At 62.1% G+C, this 16,397-nt stretch carries 19 protein-coding genes; 12 read left to right on the plus strand and 7 right to left on the minus strand.

Annotated elements, in window-relative coordinates:
* Positions 1-3: 3 nt before the first annotated feature.
* Together U5760_RS23180 and U5760_RS23185 are read right to left on the minus strand one after the other, a co-directional pair.
* Positions 4-645: a DUF1109 domain-containing protein gene (locus tag U5760_RS23180; protein WP_322014637.1), complete on the minus strand. Its 642-nt coding sequence runs from the start codon at positions 643-645 to the stop codon at positions 4-6.
* Positions 642-1,187, minus strand: a complete 546-nt coding sequence (locus U5760_RS23185; protein WP_322014638.1) for a sigma-70 family RNA polymerase sigma factor — start codon at positions 1,185-1,187, stop codon at positions 642-644. Before U5760_RS23185 ends, U5760_RS23180 begins: the two co-directional genes overlap by 4 nt.
* Positions 1,188-1,393: 206 nt before the next feature.
* Here U5760_RS23185 and U5760_RS23190 point away from each other — a divergent pair, with 206 nt between their 5' ends.
* Complete coding sequence (locus tag U5760_RS23190) at positions 1,394-1,987, plus strand: TetR/AcrR family transcriptional regulator (RefSeq protein ID WP_322014639.1); 594 nt, start codon at positions 1,394-1,396, stop codon at positions 1,985-1,987.
* A 17-nt stretch (positions 1,988-2,004) separates the two neighbouring features.
* Here the strand turns inward: U5760_RS23190 and U5760_RS23195 are convergent, their stop codons facing one another.
* The gene (locus U5760_RS23195; protein WP_322014640.1) at positions 2,005-4,077 is read right to left on the minus strand and encodes an FAD-dependent oxidoreductase; all 2,073 of its coding nucleotides are present in this window, start codon (positions 4,075-4,077) and stop codon (positions 2,005-2,007) included.
* A gap of 468 nt (positions 4,078-4,545) precedes the next feature.
* Here U5760_RS23195 and U5760_RS23200 point away from each other — a divergent pair, with 468 nt between their 5' ends.
* Both U5760_RS23200 and U5760_RS23205 read left to right on the plus strand, forming a co-directional pair.
* Complete coding sequence (locus U5760_RS23200) at positions 4,546-4,827, plus strand: hypothetical protein (protein WP_322014641.1); 282 nt, start codon at positions 4,546-4,548, stop codon at positions 4,825-4,827.
* 2 nt (positions 4,828-4,829) lie between these two features.
* Positions 4,830-5,825, plus strand: a complete 996-nt coding sequence (locus tag U5760_RS23205; protein ID WP_322014642.1) for an alpha/beta hydrolase — start codon at positions 4,830-4,832, stop codon at positions 5,823-5,825.
* 55 nt (positions 5,826-5,880) lie between these two features.
* Here the strand turns inward: U5760_RS23205 and U5760_RS23210 are convergent, their stop codons facing one another.
* Positions 5,881-6,930 (minus strand): methyl-accepting chemotaxis protein, encoded by a 1,050-nt coding sequence (locus U5760_RS23210; protein ID WP_322014806.1) that lies wholly within the window; start codon positions 6,928-6,930, stop codon positions 5,881-5,883.
* A 465-nt stretch (positions 6,931-7,395) separates the two neighbouring features.
* Here U5760_RS23210 and U5760_RS23215 point away from each other — a divergent pair, with 465 nt between their 5' ends.
* The 3 genes from U5760_RS23215 to U5760_RS23225 all read left to right on the plus strand — a co-directional run bounded on the left by U5760_RS23215 (position 7,396) and on the right by U5760_RS23225 (position 9,468).
* Positions 7,396-8,313, plus strand: coding sequence for a LysR family transcriptional regulator (locus U5760_RS23215; RefSeq protein ID WP_322014643.1), 918 nt, complete (start codon positions 7,396-7,398; stop codon positions 8,311-8,313).
* Positions 8,303-8,704, plus strand: a complete 402-nt coding sequence (locus U5760_RS23220) for a hypothetical protein (protein WP_322014644.1) — start codon at positions 8,303-8,305, stop codon at positions 8,702-8,704. The genes U5760_RS23215 and U5760_RS23220 overlap by 11 nt, the downstream gene beginning before the upstream one ends.
* Before the next feature lie 194 nt (positions 8,705-8,898).
* Positions 8,899-9,468, plus strand: coding sequence for a DsrE family protein (locus tag U5760_RS23225; protein WP_322014645.1), 570 nt, complete (start codon positions 8,899-8,901; stop codon positions 9,466-9,468).
* A gap of 20 nt (positions 9,469-9,488) precedes the next feature.
* On the opposite strand, the gene U5760_RS23230 is transcribed toward U5760_RS23225, so the two are convergent.
* Complete coding sequence (locus tag U5760_RS23230) at positions 9,489-9,839, minus strand: HigA family addiction module antitoxin (RefSeq protein ID WP_322014646.1); 351 nt, start codon at positions 9,837-9,839, stop codon at positions 9,489-9,491.
* A 254-nt stretch (positions 9,840-10,093) separates the two neighbouring features.
* On the opposite strand from U5760_RS23230, the gene dnaN reads away from it, so the two are divergent.
* The 3 genes from dnaN to U5760_RS23245 all read left to right on the plus strand — a co-directional run bounded on the left by dnaN (position 10,094) and on the right by U5760_RS23245 (position 12,854).
* On the plus strand, positions 10,094-11,317 hold the full coding sequence (gene dnaN / locus U5760_RS23235) for a DNA polymerase III subunit beta (RefSeq protein ID WP_322014647.1): 1,224 nt from the start codon (positions 10,094-10,096) through the stop codon (positions 11,315-11,317).
* A gap of 209 nt (positions 11,318-11,526) precedes the next feature.
* On the plus strand, positions 11,527-12,471 hold the full coding sequence (locus tag U5760_RS23240) for a metallophosphoesterase family protein (RefSeq protein WP_322014648.1): 945 nt from the start codon (positions 11,527-11,529) through the stop codon (positions 12,469-12,471).
* 92 nt (positions 12,472-12,563) lie between these two features.
* Positions 12,564-12,854: a cupredoxin domain-containing protein gene (locus U5760_RS23245; protein WP_415914167.1), complete on the plus strand. Its 291-nt coding sequence runs from the start codon at positions 12,564-12,566 to the stop codon at positions 12,852-12,854.
* Positions 12,855-12,895: 41 nt separating this feature from the next.
* On the opposite strand, the gene U5760_RS23250 is transcribed toward U5760_RS23245, so the two are convergent.
* Entirely contained in the window at positions 12,896-13,372 is a 477-nt protein-coding gene (locus U5760_RS23250) for an OsmC family protein (protein WP_322014808.1), read from the minus strand.
* 171 nt (positions 13,373-13,543) lie between these two features.
* On the opposite strand from U5760_RS23250, the gene U5760_RS23255 reads away from it, so the two are divergent.
* Positions 13,544-14,182, plus strand: coding sequence for a GntR family transcriptional regulator (locus U5760_RS23255; protein WP_322014649.1), 639 nt, complete (start codon positions 13,544-13,546; stop codon positions 14,180-14,182).
* Between the two features lie 129 nt (positions 14,183-14,311).
* On the plus strand, positions 14,312-14,629 hold the full coding sequence (locus tag U5760_RS23260; RefSeq protein WP_322014650.1) for a hypothetical protein: 318 nt from the start codon (positions 14,312-14,314) through the stop codon (positions 14,627-14,629).
* 81 nt (positions 14,630-14,710) lie between these two features.
* Here U5760_RS23260 and U5760_RS23265 read toward each other — a convergent pair whose 3' ends face one another.
* On the minus strand, positions 14,711-15,316 hold the full coding sequence (locus U5760_RS23265) for a TetR/AcrR family transcriptional regulator (protein WP_322014651.1): 606 nt from the start codon (positions 15,314-15,316) through the stop codon (positions 14,711-14,713).
* A gap of 183 nt (positions 15,317-15,499) precedes the next feature.
* On the opposite strand from U5760_RS23265, the gene U5760_RS23270 reads away from it, so the two are divergent.
* Positions 15,500-16,270, plus strand: a complete 771-nt coding sequence (locus U5760_RS23270) for an alpha/beta hydrolase (protein WP_322014652.1) — start codon at positions 15,500-15,502, stop codon at positions 16,268-16,270.
* The last annotated feature ends 127 nt before the right edge of the window (positions 16,271-16,397 follow it).

A 16,397-nucleotide genomic window follows, 5' to 3' on the forward strand; every position in this document is an offset into this window, starting at 1 on the left:
CGATTACCAGCGAAGTAGCCGCGGCCCGAGAATCGCACCAAGCGCGGCGGGCAACAGCATGCCGAGCAGATACCAGACGCTCCAGAATGTCGGACTCATTTCAGGGCAGTGAAAGCAGTAGGCGAGTGTGCCAATCGCGCTCGCAAGCAGTCCCGATACCGCACCCGCGAGCCGCAACCGTGTCGGCGCGAGTCCGCTGATGGCCGAGAAGACTGCTGCGAATGCGGGAACCGAAAGCAGCAGGATATTGAACGGACAGGATTTCCACGAATGCCCGAGCAAAACGTGGAGTCGTTCTTCGGGAGCGACGGTTGCGATGACGAGCAGTCCGGCTATCCACACGAGCAATACGGGGGCACCGATGATCGGCCAGCCCATTCCGACACGCGCACCGGGGCGAGCCAGCCGGACGGCGGCGATCAACGCGCCAATCGCCACGCACAGCGGGAAGGCGAGTTTTGCCCAGAACAGTGCGGTTCGTGCGGCAGATGAAAGATCGGGGCGAATGCCGAATAGCGTGACCATCAGCAGGGTCGAGCCGATACCCGCAAGCAGGAGCGCCACTCCGAACCGGCGCGCCTGGCCGACGCGCCTGACCGGGGCGATGCCCGTCGATAGCAGGTCAACGAGGTCGTCCGTTTTCATGCTACGCCCCGCACGCGTGCCGCCAGCGCCTTGAGTCCCCGATGGATGCTGACCTTCACGGTGGATTCGGTCAGTCCCGTCAGGCGGGCCGCCTCCGCAACGGAAAGTCCCTGCAGTTTCACGTGCAGAATCGATAACCGTTGTTTATCCGGCAGGTGATCGAGCAGGTCTCTAATATCACGGCGCGCCTCCACCGGTTCATCGTCGCATTCGGAAAAGAGGGCTTCGTGATCGTCGAGCGGGTCGTGCAGCGCCTCACGCCGGGCGTGCGTCCGGAAGAAGTCCATCAGTTTGTAGCGGCCTATTGCGTGGACCCACGGAGTCAGCGGCTCATCGGATCGAAAGGTGTGACGCGCATTGTGCACCGCCAGAAGAACTTCCTGAACGAGGTCCTCGACATCCTCGTTGTGTTGCGGAATGCGCTTGCGCAAATAGGCGCGCAGATACCGCGTCAATTCCGCGAGAAATTGACGATACTCTGCTGCATCGCCTGCAAGCCCGTTGACGAACAACGATTTCAGACGCGACTCCACAACGTACACGATCGGGACTCCAGGGTTAGCGCGCGCAGCGATCCGGGGCCGCGCGCTCGAGTGCCGGGTTCATGCCGCGAAAACGTCGACGTTTTTGTTGACACCGCCCATCGCTGTCGATCCTTGTTGAAAGAAACCTATTCTAGATCAGTTGTTCTAGAATAAACTAACACCGGTCGCGGTGCAATGTCACTGCGGCCAAGCCTGGAGACGATATGGCCCGCCCTCGGGAATTCGATGAAGACACCGTGCTTGACGCCGCCGTGTACCGCTTCTGGAGGTACGGCTACGAAGCCACATCGGTGCGCGAGCTGGCTCAGGACATGGGCATCACGAGCGCCAGTCTGTACAACGCATTCGGCGACAAACGCTCGCTGTTCGAGCGCGCCCTGGCGCACTACGTCGAAACCAGCTTCGGCGACCGGGTTTCGCGATTCGAGCTCAACCTGTCGCCTCGTGAAGCCATTCGTGCATTCTTCGAGGAGATCATCGATTGCTCGATCCGTGACGGGGATCGCAAAGGGTGTTTGCTGGTCAATTCGGCGCTCGAGGTTGCCCCACACGACGCGGCTTTCCAGACGCTGATCGCCGGCGTGCTCGTGAAGGTCGAGGCGTTTTTCCGGCGCTGCCTGATAGCGGGGCAGCGCACGGGGGAGATTTCCACCGCGCAGTCGGCCGACGACCTTGCCCGGCTGTTGCTGGGCGTGCACCTGGGCTTGCGCGTGCTGGCCCGGTCCCGGCCCGAGCGCGCGTTGATGGTGGGCATGGTGCGCCCGGCGCTGGCGCTTCTGGATCCGGCGGACCGGTGAGCGAATGGGTTCGCGATTCAGTCTGAGCGGCTGTCCGACACCGGACCGGTAATGAGCCGCGTGCTGCGCCGGTAGGTGAGATAGGCCCACAGCCAGTCGAGGAGGACCTTCGCCTTGTTGCGCCCACCCGTGAGGAACGCGATGTGGGCGGCGCCCCAGAACCACCACGCCGGCGCGCCCCACAGGCGCACGGGACCGATTTCGGCTACGGCGGCTTGTCGCCCGATCGTGGCGAGACTGCCGAAATGACGGTACTGGAAGGGGGGCGGCGGATTCCGGCCGGAGAGATGAGCATCGATGACTTGCGCCACATATTTGCCCTGCTGCTTTGCTGCCGGCGCGAGTCCGGGGACCGCGGCCCCTTTCCAGCCCAGATTGAAAGCCGTGTCGCCGATGGCGTAGACATGTTCGAGCCCCGGCACGGAAAGATCGGCATTCACCTTGATTCTTCCCGAGCCGTCCGCAGGCTGGTTCAACCATTGGGCCGCCGGCGATGCCGCGACCCCGGCGGCCCACAGGATCGTGCGCGACGCGATCCTCTCCTCGCCGGTGTCGGCGCCACCCTCGTCGACGCCCGATACCCGGGTATCGAGGTGTACCTCGACACCGAGCATGCGCAGGGACTGTTCGGCGGCGCTGGAGAGCGACGGTGCGAACGTCGGCAGCACGCGCGGCCCGGCATGAAGCAGGATCACGCGCGACGTCGACGGATCGAACGAACGATATTCGCGATCCATGCCATGACGCGCGAGTTCCGCAATGGCACCGGCCAGCTCGATACCGGTCGGCCCTCCGCCGACGATCACGAAGGTGAGCCATGCCGCGCGGGTGGCTTCGTCGGGCGCAGCCTCTGCCTCTTCGAACGCCCGCAGCAGCCGGCTCCTTATCGAGGTCGCGTCCTCCACGCTTTTCAGGCCGGGCGCATAGGGCGCCCAGTCGTCCTTGCCGAAGTAGCTATGACGGGCACCGGTTGCCAGCACGAGATAGTCGAATTTCACTCGGGTCGCGCCGATTTTCACTTCACGGGTATCGGTGTCGATGCCGGTGGCCTGGCCTAGCCGGACACGGACGTTTCCCTGGCCTCGAAAGAGACTGCGGATCGGCGTGGCAATATCGGACGGCGACAGCGCCGCCGTAGCGATCTGGTAGAGCAGCGGCTGAAACAAGTGATGGTTCCGCTGATCGATCAGGGTGATGCGGCAGCGTGAGTTGCGCAGCCCCTGTACCGTTGCGATTCCACCAAATCCGCCTCCGACGATCACAACGTTCGGACTGCTATCGAGTGGCGCTTCGTTGCTTTGAGACCCTGGGTGCATTCTGCGCGCGAGCAATCGGTCGAGCGACAGCAAACCCGGGCCTTTCGCGGCCAGCATGAGCAAAAGCAGAAGGACGGCCAGCCTGTCGTCCATGGACATGGCGATGCCGGCGAGCGGAATCATCGCTGCGTAAGTCAGCAAGGCCAGCCGCGTCAGGAAACCGGACGCGATCGCACAGGCGAGGATGGCAGCGACGCGCGAAGGGTACTCGAACGGGCTTGCCAGCGCGTTGTGGGCAACGTGACCCAGAAGGGGGAGCGTTTGCGGTACGAAGAGACCGAGAAAGGCGGCTACGCCGAGGCGTGAGACGAACAGCAGCACGACGGACACGTATTGGTCGAGCCAGTCGTAGCAACGCCGGACTAGCCGCACCGGGCCGAGCGGGGCCCATGCCAGGCCTCGTGCCAACAGCGCGTCGAGGGAGACCGGGCCTGGGCCCGATACGACGAGCCACGTCAGCAAAGCCACCCTGGCGCCTTCGGGGCCCAGATCGATCGAACCGTATGCGTTGACTAGCAGGACCAGTGCAACGGGGCGGGTGAGCAGTCCCGCGGTGAGAAGCAGCGGAACCACGCCATGCAGCGCGGCATCGACGCCGGATGGCACATGCAAGCCGGCTCCCCCGACACCGTTGCCCGCCATCATCGCCATGATCTGATGCACGAAGACGACCTGGCCGAGCCAGACGCGCGTGGCCAATAGCAGCCATGGCATGCACAACGAGTGTGCGATCGAGGCGAGACGTGCCGTAGCACGTGTAAAGGTACGGAGCATGCAGCACCTCATCGGAAGAACTCTGCATTCGGGATGGCGACACCGTGTTCTCCGTTCGCCAGACGCCACGAAAGCGGGGGAAGGTTACGGTTAATTCGGTCGCTCGGCACGAATGGTTACAGGTGCTGGGGAGATTTAAGGCGTTGCGGATCGTGACCGGATGGACGCTGCTCGCGTTGTTTGTTGCGCGTAGGGGAGTGGCCCGAACGTGCCGGGTTACTCGTCCGAACCGGCCGCACCGGCGCAGTCGCTGTTCCCGGACTATCCCTGATCTACGGCAGTTGCCCGGTACGGCGCACTGTAGTCAGCGCGCCGCCGCCGGGCGTGACGTTACGCTCACTTTTCGCTAACTCTGTCTTGCGAATATGGCGTTCAGGCGCAGGCCCAGATGAATCGGATCTGCGTGCTGCGAGCTCGTTAAAAAATGAGCCGGACTGCGCCGCCAACAACCTCAAGACGGAGATCACCATGAAAGTGCGTTACCTGGTTGCCTGTGGAGCTACGGCCGTGACGCTCTCGCTCATGTCGGCCTGTGCGACGGCCTATGAAGGCGAAGACTACGGCTACATCATGAGCCGGCATCCGGCCATCGCCGATGCCGATGCGAATGCCGCGATGGCCATCGAACGCATGCGCGAGGCGCAGCGCGCCAATGACTACCATCTCGGCGGTCACGCGGGCCGGGCGATCCAGTTGCTGCAGGACGCGCGTGCGGAAATGGCCGCTGCGGCGGCCGTGGCGACGCCCTGATCATGAGTCGCGAAGCTTCGCAGTCGAGCTGTCCTGGCGGCGCGCAGGCGCGTGACGTGCAGCCGGGGCCGAGCTGGCAGTCGATCTGGCTTCAGCGCACGATGCGTCTCGCCATGGCACTGCATTTCGGTTCGCCCGAAAGCGATGCCACCGGGATCGCGGCGATCCGCAAGTACACGAAGCGATATAGCTGGCCGTTTCGCCGTATGGCGGCGTGGCGGCACGCCCGCATTCGCCGGCAGCCCGATCGGGAACTACAAGGCGAATGGCTGCTGGCCCGGCAGGATGCGTCGGCGAATGCGGAAGGGCCCGTCGTGCTTTATCTGCACGGCGGGGGCTACTGCTTCGGCTCGCCGCTCACGCATCGTGCGTTGACGACGGAGTTCGCCAGCGCGACGAATGCCGCGGTATTGGCACTCGACTATCGGCTCGCACCCGAGCATCCCTTCCCGGCGGCACTGACCGACGCGTTGGCGGCATGGCGCACGTTGCTTGCGCGGGGTATCGCGCCCGGCTCGATTGCGATTGCGGGCGATTCCGCCGGCGCGGGTCTCGCACTGGCACTGCTCGTTGCGCTACGCGACGCAGGCAAACCGTTGCCCGCCTGTGCCGTGCTGCTCTCGCCATGGGTCGATCTCACCACGATCTGGCGGGCGGACCACGGCGACCTGATGATGAACCGCACAGCGATGGAGCAAGCCGCGAAGCAGTATCTCGGCCATGCAAGCGCGCGCAATCCGCTTGCGTCTCCCGCGCGCGCATCGATGCACGGCTTGCCGCCCGTGCACATCCAGTGGAGCGACACCGAGCTGTTGAAAATCGATGCGCTAGAGCTGGCGCACAGGTTGGAAAAGCAGGGCAACGCAGTTGAGTGCCGGCAATGGACTGCGGTGCCGCACGCATGGCATTGTTTCGCGCCGCTCCTGCCGGAAGCGCGTGCCGCAGTGGCGGGCGCCGCGGACTTCATGCGCCGCTGCTGGGGTCACCCCGTGGCGTGAGGCTGCGCCGGAGCGCTGCTCATCCGGGTCCTGACAGTAACGATGGATCGGCCGCTCAACGGCCGGCAGCAGAAGCCGGCCGCTGGCAAATCACCCCATACCAGCCCAGTCCGCGATACGTCTCGTAACCCGGGGTGGCAGCGAATGAAACGGTGCTTCCGTTCGTTGCGCGGTAGAAACCCGCCTTTTTTTCTTCCGTTTGCAGTGCGAATCGTTCTGTGAGAATGCCTTTGTCGTCCGAGGCGGCAATCACGCGAAACGACGAGTCGAGAATCATGCAGCGCGTGCGCTCCCATTCCTCGTCGCTCAGCCGTACTCCCTTCACAACCGCACCGGCTTGCGGCGCCCAGTCGAAGAAGATCACGAGTGCGCCGAGGACGCGACCGTGGGCGAGGCCCGCTTCGCGAATCGCCGTCGAATAGGTCGCCACCTGAGCATCACGCAAGAGAGGAAGGGCCTCGACGTCCTGGGCCGCGTAGTCGGCTCCAGACCGGGTTTTCATGGCCGCCTTGAACCATTCTGCGTCGGCCACGTTCTTGCCGCGCACGGGGTAGAGCGCGGGACGTCCGTTCGCAACGACCACACCGTGCTCGTCCACGACCCACAAGTCGCGATAGACGGTGTAGCTGTCGAGGATCACCGAGAGCCGCTCGCACGCGTATTCCGCCGCGGCGTGGTCGCGATTCGCGAGACACTCCACGACGGCCGAGTCCGTGGCCCACCAGCGAACATCGCACGATCGCTCGTAGAGATTGCGGTCGATCACGTCGATCATGTTCAACGCCAGGTCGGCACAACGCTGCCCGTCGTGCGAGTGCAGCCGTTCGATCATGCTGTCGCCGAGTTTCGTCAGGGTGGTCAGCGAGCCGGCCAGGTCCTTGTTCAGGTCCGCGGTGATCTCCGCGATCCGCCTGGAAACGTGCTTGACCTGATTGGCAACGACCGCGAAGCCTTTCCCGGCGTTGCCCGCGCGTGCGGCTTCGATGAGTGCGTTCAGGGCGAGAAAGGTGGTTTCCCGATTGATGTCGTTGATGTCGCTGATCTTGTTGGTGGCGAGACGCTTGACTTCATGGGTTAGGTCTACGATAGCTTGAGGATTCGACATGGCCTGGATCGTCGTGTTGATTTTGACCTGCGGCGATGCAAGCTTTGGGCCTGCCCGCGTTGCGGGCGATCGCAAACGTTTCCGTGACGGCGAAGCGGCGACCGGGCGTTCCGGGTGCCCCAGCGAGGCGCATGGGGGCACCGCCAGAGTGCCGGAAGCGACGGCTTCGGGTAGAAGCGTGTGGCGTCCGGCGTCAAGGGGGCGGATCGTCGCGGCAATTGCGTTGTTCGTTACCCGAGGTGGCAATGCCGCAGAAGCAATAGAGTGGTTCCGGGCGCGATAGTAATGTCCGGAGACTGACCGCATAGAATCCACTCCGGTATGGCTTGCCGGGGTGTCCGGTGCGCTCGATCATGGCATACGCGTTCTTCCTGGTTGTCGTCGTGATGTCTGTCACGCCGGCCTTGGTTGCGCGGCGGCCAGCAGTCGCGCGCGTGGCGTGGGATTCGAACGAGGTGCGTCGTCATGGATTATTTAGAGACATTAAGGGTGTTTCGCACGGTGGTCGAATCGCGTAGCTTCACACGCGCCGCAGACACGCTCGCCATGACGACGCCGATGGTTTCGCGGGCGATTTCATCGCTCGAAAAGCGGCTGGGCAACCCGCTCTTCGATCGCACGACCCGGCAGATCTCGCTGACCGGGACGGCAGAGCGCCTTTACGAGCGCTGTACGAGGATCCTCGATAATCTCGACGCGCTGGAAGCAGAAGTGCGCAACGAAACCCGGGAAGCCGCCGGCGTCTTGCGGCTCGTTGCGCACACAACGGCGACGATCAACATGCTGGTGCCGTTACTCGCCAGCTTCAAACGACAGCACCCCGAAGTCACGCTCGACGTCACGCTCATCGAGCGGCCCGTCGATTTCGTGGCCGACGGCTACGACGTCGGCATCGTGGCGCCTTATATGCTGACGAGTGAGCAGACCGTGACCCGTCTGCTGGAAAGCATTCCGCAGGTGATCGTGGCGTCGCCCGCGTACCTTGACGCGCATCGATTGCCGGAGGAACCGGCGGACCTTGCCGAACACGTGTTCGTGGCTGTGTCGCCCTCGATCAGGAAGTCTTCGGTGGGATTCAGGACGGGAGCGCAGGAGGTTTCGGTCGCCCTGAGCTTTCAGGTTGCCTCGAACAATCCCATGTTCAACCGGGAGATGGTGCTTCAGGGGTTCGGCCTCGGTATACTGCCCGAGGCCTTGATACAGGACGATCTCAAGTCAGGCCGGCTGATTCGGCTGCTGGAGGGGTTCGAGTTGACCGAGCGTAACGTCGAGATCCGGCTGGCCTATATCACGCGTACCCTGATGCCTGCCAGGGTGCGGGTATTTATCGAGCATGCGGTGGCCTTCTTCGAGCGCCATCCGGGAGCGCTTCATGTCCAATGACTGGAAACAACGCCTGAAGCTGTTCGTTCAGCGCTTCTGGCAGCCCACCAGCGCCTGCATGACCTGCATGCCGGGAAGCTGGGGCAATATCATGAGCGTCCTGCACTGGACGGTTGCGTTGCGCACCGGATTGTTCACCGGACTACTTGCAGTACTCCTGACCTTCACGCCGGCCGCGAAGCTTTACGGCAACCGATATGGCAATGCGCTGGTCGTCGCGTGCCTGACGACGGTGGGGGACGCTTATTCGCATACGAGTCGCTACCGCATTCCCGTGCTCGAGCACGTTACCACAGGTGTCGTGTCGGGTTTGTTCGCGCTGGTTGCGTCGTATCTGCTGGAAGACCGCGCGCGGCGTGTCCGGGCCGTATGGGCACGCGTTTTCGGATAGCCGTTGCGTTGCTTGTCTAAGCCGTTCCGGTAGAGGCGAGATTCGGCAGGTCTGCCCGATTGTCGATAGGGCCGCGACCGAACACCGGTTGCAAAGGTGCATGGCAGATCTTTCATGCGTTCAGCAGAACTTCGGCGATGACCGGCAAGTATCCTTAAAAGCGGATTCCCACTTCATTGAAACCGCAACCCGCCATGCCGAAAGTCAAATCCTTCGTGGTCTCCGCGTTTGTCGCTGCCTCTCTCTCCGCCGCTCTACCCGCTCATGCGGGCACCATGGACGCGCCCGGATTCTGGACCACGCCGACCGTTCACAACTACGGCAAGATGCACTTTCTGCCGAACGGTGCGTTCAAACCGCAACCGGGCCACACATACAAGGTGGTTTTTTCTCTGACGCAAGGGGGCAAGACTCCCGACGAGGTGAGCCCGGCTCTCGATCACGTAGCGCGGGCGGTGAATCTCTACGTGGCTTCAGGCGTGCCGCTGGACAAGCTCAAATTCGTCGCGGTCGCGTCCGGTTCGGCCACGTCGCTGGTACTTTCCGACGCGCATTACCGTGCGCAGTTTGGTGTGCCGAATCCCAATTTGCCGTTGATCGATGCCCTGAAGAAGGATGGTGTCACGATTGCCGTGTGTGGCCAGGCGATGGCGCAGCATCATTTCGAATACGACTGGATCGATCCCAGAGTGACGCTGTCGCTGTCGGCGCTGACTACCCTGACCACCTTGCAGCAGGCTGGCTACGCATTCATGCCGCTCTAGCCGGGCTTGCGACCTGGGACTCAAAAGAGTGCCGACTGCGCAGCGGGCACGAGACGGACAACATCGAGTTCTTCGAGGCGCAGCCGCGCCTTCGCCAGATCGTAGAGCACCTGGCGTTGCAGCCAGGTCTCCGCGCCGCCGCCGAATGCCTTGTCGAGGCGCAGCGCCATTTCTGCCGAAATGGCAGCTTTGCCGCCGAGCAGGTTGGTCAGCGCCTGGCGGCTGACACCCAATACCTGAGCGCCCTCGGTCACCGTGAGATTGAAGCGTTCGAGGCACTGCTGGCGGACCGCCACGCCAGGATGTTCGACTTCGTTCGTGTTTCGCATGAGCAGGGAAGGGATATCGCGCGGCCAGTCAACGGAGGCCATTTCGCGCCGCGCTTTAATGAATGTGACGCGAGTTTAATCAAACAGCACCTTAAAGACAAGTGGCGCTTGTCAGTTGACGAGAGGTTTATTCGAGTTTATTGTCTGACCTGGCTACACGGTCCGATCCGCATTTCCGTTCGACAGAATGCAAACGGACCGCATTATTGAAAGCTAGGCGCAATCTTGCGGGCAAAGGTCATGGAGCCAGTCGATTCAATCCAGTCGCTAAGGACTGCATATCGAATGAGTGGCCGATGTGGCACGCCTGGCGCGTAGAGATTGTCAATCGAACCAGAAAAATCGTATTGGGACAGGCCGATGCGCCGCCGGCGAGGCTGGCCCGGCCGACGTCCCCTAAAAGGAGCGCCCCGTTGATTGTCGATATCGTGAAGGCCCGGCGGGACGAGCTTCTTCGTCCCTTGCAGGTGGTATGCGGCATTGTGGAGCGGCGTCATACGCTGCCGGTGCTCGCCAACGTGCTGATTTCAACCGGCGACGACGGAATCCGCTTTCGAAGCACGGATCTCGATCTCGAACTCGTGGCGAGCGAGGCGATTCATGCCAATGCAGCAAGTCCGCAGGTGCTGGTGAACGCGCGCAAGCTGCTCGACGTGGTACGCGCGATGCCGGACACCGAGCTTTCGCTCGCTGCGAGCGAAAAACACTTGCTGGTGCGCTCGCAGGACAGCCGCGTCCAGCTTCAACTGGCGAACCTCGAAGACTACCCGCTCACGCGCTTCGATGAAGATAACGTGCGCCAGGTATCGGTGAGCGCGGGCGAACTGAAATGCCTGCTGCACAGCGTCCACTTTGCAATGGGCGACAACGACGTGCGCTACTTCCTGAACGGCACGCTCCTGATTACCGGACCTTGCCTTACAGCGGTTGCGATTGACGGGCATCGCCTGGCAACCGCGAGCCTTCCCCTCGAAGGCGATACAACACCCGGCGAGATCGTCGTGCCCCGGAAGGCCGTGCTCGAACTCATCCGCTTGTTGCCCGACGATGCCACGCCAGTGAAGATCGAGATTTCGACGCGGTACGCGAAGTTCGCGTTCGCGAATATTGCCTTTACCTGCAAGCTCATCGAAGGGCGATATCCGGATTACCGGCGCGTCGTGCCGACCCGGTTCGACGCCGCGTTTTCGGTGGACCGGCAGGGCTTGCTGGCGTGCCTGCAACGAGCCGTGATCCTGACCAACGAACGATTTCGGGCCATTCGTTGCATGGCCGATGGCGGCCGGCTGACCGTTTGCGCCAGCAACACCGAAAACGAAGAATCGGTCGAAGCGATGGAAATCGACTATGACGGCAAGCGTGTCGAACTCAGCTTCAATATCCGCTATCTCCTCGACGTGGCCAATACGCTCAAGACGAATCGCTTGCACGTCCAGTTCAGCACGACCCATCTCAGTGCATTGATCTGCACCGAGGATAGGGACGATTTCAAATACGTCGTGATGGCACTGCGGAACTGAGCGACTGTCGTGCCCTCAGGGACGATACGGTAAGGATCTGGAGCCATGGCGGACAACAGGCGCGATTAACCGCGCGACCAACGACGCGACCCACTGCGGGAATAAAACGAACGCCTTCGCGGTATTACGCCTGAAACCCGCTTTGAAGCAGCAGCCGGCTCGATCCGGCTGCCGGCTTTCCGAATCCACTCTTCCGTCGAGAGGACATCATGTCGTCAGACCTTCCCTCCCAGCCGTCGCGCCGCAACGCCCTGAAATGCCTCGCCTTCGGTGGGGCGGGCACCCTGTTTGTGCTGGCCGGCGGTGTTCTCACACCCGTGGAATTGGCCCTGGGTGCCGGCAGCAAGGACGAGTCGGCGGTTTCCGGCGTGCCTCTGTTCCTGCAGATCAGCGACTCGCATATCGGCTTCAACAAAGAAGCCAATCCGGACGTTGCCGGCACGCTCAAGCAGACCATCGATCTCGTCAACGCCATGCCGGTCAAGCCGGCCCTGACGATTCATACGGGCGATATCACCCACCTTTCCAAGCCGGAAGAATTCGATCTCGCAAGCCAGTTGCTATCCGGGCTGAACATTACCGAGTTGCACACGGTGCCCGGCGAGCACGACGTGACGGATGGGCCGCAAGGCGAATATTTCAGGCGCTTCGGCCAGGCGTCCGACAACCGCGGTTATTACAGCTTCGACCACAATGGCGTGCACTTTATCGGGCTCGTCAATGTCATGCACTTCAAGCCGAACGGGCTGGGAGATCTCGGTGAGGACCAGCTTGCGTGGCTGGAAAACGATCTCAAGGGCCGCTCGTCAAGCACGCCGATCGTCGTTTTCACCCATATGCCGATGTGGACGATCTACGAACCCTGGGGGTGGGGCACCGGCGACGCGGGCCAGGCGTTGAGCTACCTGAAGCGGTTTGGCTCGGTCACGGTCCTCAATGGCCATATCCATCAGATCGTTTCCAGGGTGGAGGGCAATGTCACCTTCCATACCGCGCGCTCGACTGCCTATCCGCAACCGACGGCCGGCAATGGTCCAGGGCCCGGGCCGCTGACGGTGGCGAGCGATCAGCTGCCGAAAATGCTTGGCGTGACCCGCATCAGCATTTCGCGTCATCCGCTTGCCGCGAGGCTTTCCGACGCGACACTCGCCTGACCGCGAAATGCATGCATTCCACAAGGAGCCACGCCATGCAATCCGCTTTCTTTTGTCGTACGTTTTTCCGCTCCCTCGCCAGCGTCATGCTCATGACCGCGTTGGTCGTCGGGGCGCCTGTCGCACATGCTCAGGACTCCAATGAAATCCTCATCAAGAATTTTATGTTTTCTCCCATGTCCCTGACGATCAAGGCCGGTACCACAGTGACCTGGAAGAATCTCGATGGCGAACCGCATTCGGTCGTCAATGATGCGGGCGTATTCCACTCGGCCGGGCTCGACCAGGACGATACGTATCAGTTCAAGTTCGACAAGCCAGGTGTGTACCACGTGAACTGTGGCATTCATCCCTACATGAAGGCGACCATCACTGTGCAGTAATCGATGCTGGCGACCGGGTCTGCTGAGGGCCGACCCCTGTATCAAGCATCCGCGAACTCGATCGCCGGTTCACACCGGACCGGAAAGTTCACCGAGTTCGCGATATAGCACTTCTCGTGCGCCGCATGGTGCAGTCTTGTCGCGAGTGCCCGGTCGTCGCCGTCGCGAATGACGACGCGAGGACGCAGGACCACTGCGGTGAATCGACCCTGCTCGGGACTATCGATCATCGTGCCGTGGGCCTCGTCGAGATACTCCAGAACGTGGATGCCCGCATCCGCGCACAGGTGCAAATACCAGAGCTGATGACACGCGCAAAGGGCGCCTAGAAAGAGGTCCTCAGGGTTCCAGCGAGCGGCGTCTCCGCGGAATGCTGCGTCGGCCGAGCCCGCAATCTCCGGTTTGGCACCGGCCCGGATCACATGATCGCGACCGTATTCGCGGTAGCCGGACGTGCCGGTGCCCAGGTTGCCGGTCCACCGGACCGTAACGTTGTATCGATGTTCTCCGTGTGCCATCACGCGATCCTTGAGTTCGTAGAGAGGGAGTCTGGACAGGGTGCCAGTTGCGCGGCACCGCGTCCGCCAGTCGGGGACGATGGGAGTCATTCTGGCACAAGCTCCATGAAATGGTATACCATTATTCCAGCATGAATAACAGAATGAATAACGACAGGCACGAGCAAAACATTGGACTCAATCGTCAACACTGCTGATGGCGTTGTGGCCTCGCTTCGGGAACTGATCGCGGGCGGTCAATTCGAGCCGGGCGAGCGGCTGGTCGAGCGGGATCTGGCCGACCAGTTCGGCGTGAGTCGCATCCCCATGCGCGAGGCTATCCAGCAACTGGAGCGGGAAGGTCTCGTGGAGATTTTCAGGAACCGGGGCGCGATAGTCCGGATGCTGAGCGAGGCCGACGTGAACGAGATTTACGATCTGCGCGCGCTGCTGGAAGGCGACGCGATTTATCGCAGCGTAAAGCGGATGGAAGATGAAACGCTGGCGCGCGCGGAACTCGTGCATCGGCTGCTTGGCAGTGCCAATACAAAAGCGCGGCAGGGCGAACTCAATCGCGAGTTCCATGAACTGCTCTATGCGCACTGCGGTAACGAGCGTCAACGGAAGACCATCAAGGAACTGCGTGCGCAGGTCGAGCGCTACGAGCGTCTGCAGGACACGCTGCTCGACGACACACCGTCGTTCCAGGTCGAGCACGAAGCGATTCTGCACGCATGCCTCGAGCGCAACGCGCGAGCGGCCCGCTCGCTCACGGTCGCGCATCTGGATTCCGCAAGGCGTATCGTTACCCGGCTGGTTGCGGCCGAATGAAAACGCGCGACAAGTAGTTTCCATACCAGCATAGCCGCTGAACTGGTTGCGGTGCTGCGCGCTCGCTACGATGGGGTAACTGTTCAATCGAAACAATGCGAACTACGAACCACCATCACGGAGCCCCCCATGAAGCGCTTTCATATCGCACTGGCCGTTGCGAACCTCGGTGAATCGATCGGCGATTACAGCCAGCGGCTCGGGCAGCCGCCTTCCGTCGTGGTGCCTGGGCAGTATGCGATGTGGCGCACCGACCTGCTCAACTTCTCCATCAACGAAAAACCCGAGCGGGCAGGCCAGTTGAGGCACGTCGGCTTCGAAGACGACGCAGCAGAGGGGTATTCGAGCAGCGTCGACGTGAACGGTATCGAATGGGAGTGGTTCCCGGCGGCCGAGCAGGACGTGCGTATCGTCAATGCTTATGGCGTGCCGGTGAAGCCGGCATGAGGTTCTTGTGACACCCCGGAATCTCTGCACTCCCGAGTAACGGTTCAAGTCATCGAGATCACTGGTTCTGGCACCCGGACCTCAAGCGGACCGGGTGCGTTTCGGCGTTTTGACGAGCCGTTCGATCGCCGTGTCCGTCACTTCCTTGAACAATGCCGCATTGGCATACGCTCGTGACGCGAGCATCGCACCGTAGATCAGCGACACGAGCATTGCCGCTTCGGTCTGAACCGGCGAGCCGAGCTTGATGAGGTTGGCCTTCGCGGCCGATTCCAGCGCGGGTTCGAGCCACACGGAAAGCTCGTCGAAGTACGTCCTGACCTCCTGCGCCAGTTCGGCCGGCAGCGCCGGCAGTTCGGCGGCCAGCATTCCCGCCACGCAGAACGGCGCGCTGTTGTCCGCGATACAACGCCCCCAATAGTCGATGTAAGCGCGCACCTGCACGAGGCCGTCGGCGCCGCTCGCCTGCAGCGCGGCCATGTCGGCGTCGAAACTCGAGCGCTGCTGTCTCAGCACGGCGATCACGAGATCCGTCTTGGCGGGAAAGTGGTGATGGATGCTCGCCTTGCGGATGTCGATCTCCTCGGCAATGTCCGCATAGCTGAATCCGCTGTAGCCGCGCCGCATGACGAGCTGCCGTCCCGCCTCGACGATTCTGGCTGCGGTCACTTCTCCGGTCGCTGTCATGTTTGCCTACCATCTAGTCGGATGAATAAAGGGCCAGTCTACAGGCTCGAGCCGGCAAACGCCACCTTCAAAAATTTTCTTGCACTTTAACCATCCTACTAGTAGGATGGCTACGTCGATCAACACAAACCCATCGACGCATTCATCGGTTTATTTCATTCACATTACATCCAGGAGTTTGAAATGAAGATTTCCTCGTACGTCACCCGCATCGCTGCGGCAGTCGCCTTCTCCGCCGCCGCGCTCGGCTCGCATGCCGCCGTGGCCGCTCCGGTCAAGAACGTCGTGCTGGTGCATGGTTATTTCGCCGACGGCTCGGGCTGGCAGGCCGTGTCGAAGATCCTCACCCGCGACGGCTACAAGGTTTCCGTCGTGCAGGAGCCGGAAACGTCGTTCGACGACGACGTCAAGGCCACCACCCGCGTGATTGACGCGCAGGACGGCCCCAGCATTCTGGTCGGGCACAGCTACGGCGGCGCGGTCGTGACCGAAGCCGGCAACGACGACAAGGTCGCGGGTCTCGTCTACGTGGCCGCATTCCAGCCCGACACGGGAGAAAGCCCGCTCGAACTGACGAAGAAAATGCCGCCCGCCACCAAGGCCATCAAGGCGACGGCCGACGGCCACCTGTACATCGATCCGGCCGACTTCCACCAGGATTTCGCCGCCGATCTGCCCGCGGCGGAAGCCGGTTTCATGGCCATTTCGCAGGTGACGCCCGCGGCCCAGTCGTTCGGTGTGCCGATCACGCATGCCGCATGGAGAACGAAGCCGAGCTGGGCCGTTGTCGCGACAGCCGATCGCGCCATCAATCCGGATCTCGAGCGTTTCATGACACAGCGCGCGGGCAGCAAGACGGTCGAGATCAACTCGAGCCACGTGGCTTATATGTCGCATCCGGCCGAAGTGGCGAAGCTGATCGAGCAAGCGGCAACGCAGGTCGGCAAGGAATGACGGGACGGGAACTACCGCCTCCCGGGAAGATGCGCAGCGCATCGTTTCCGTATCGCTTCAAGGCAGCAGGAACGAGCCACGACGAACAGCATCGTGGCTCGTTAGGGCCGGCCGTGCACGCTGGGTC

Source organism: Paraburkholderia sp. J12 (assembly GCF_905220215.1).
Taxonomy (GTDB): domain Bacteria; phylum Pseudomonadota; class Gammaproteobacteria; order Burkholderiales; family Burkholderiaceae; genus Paraburkholderia.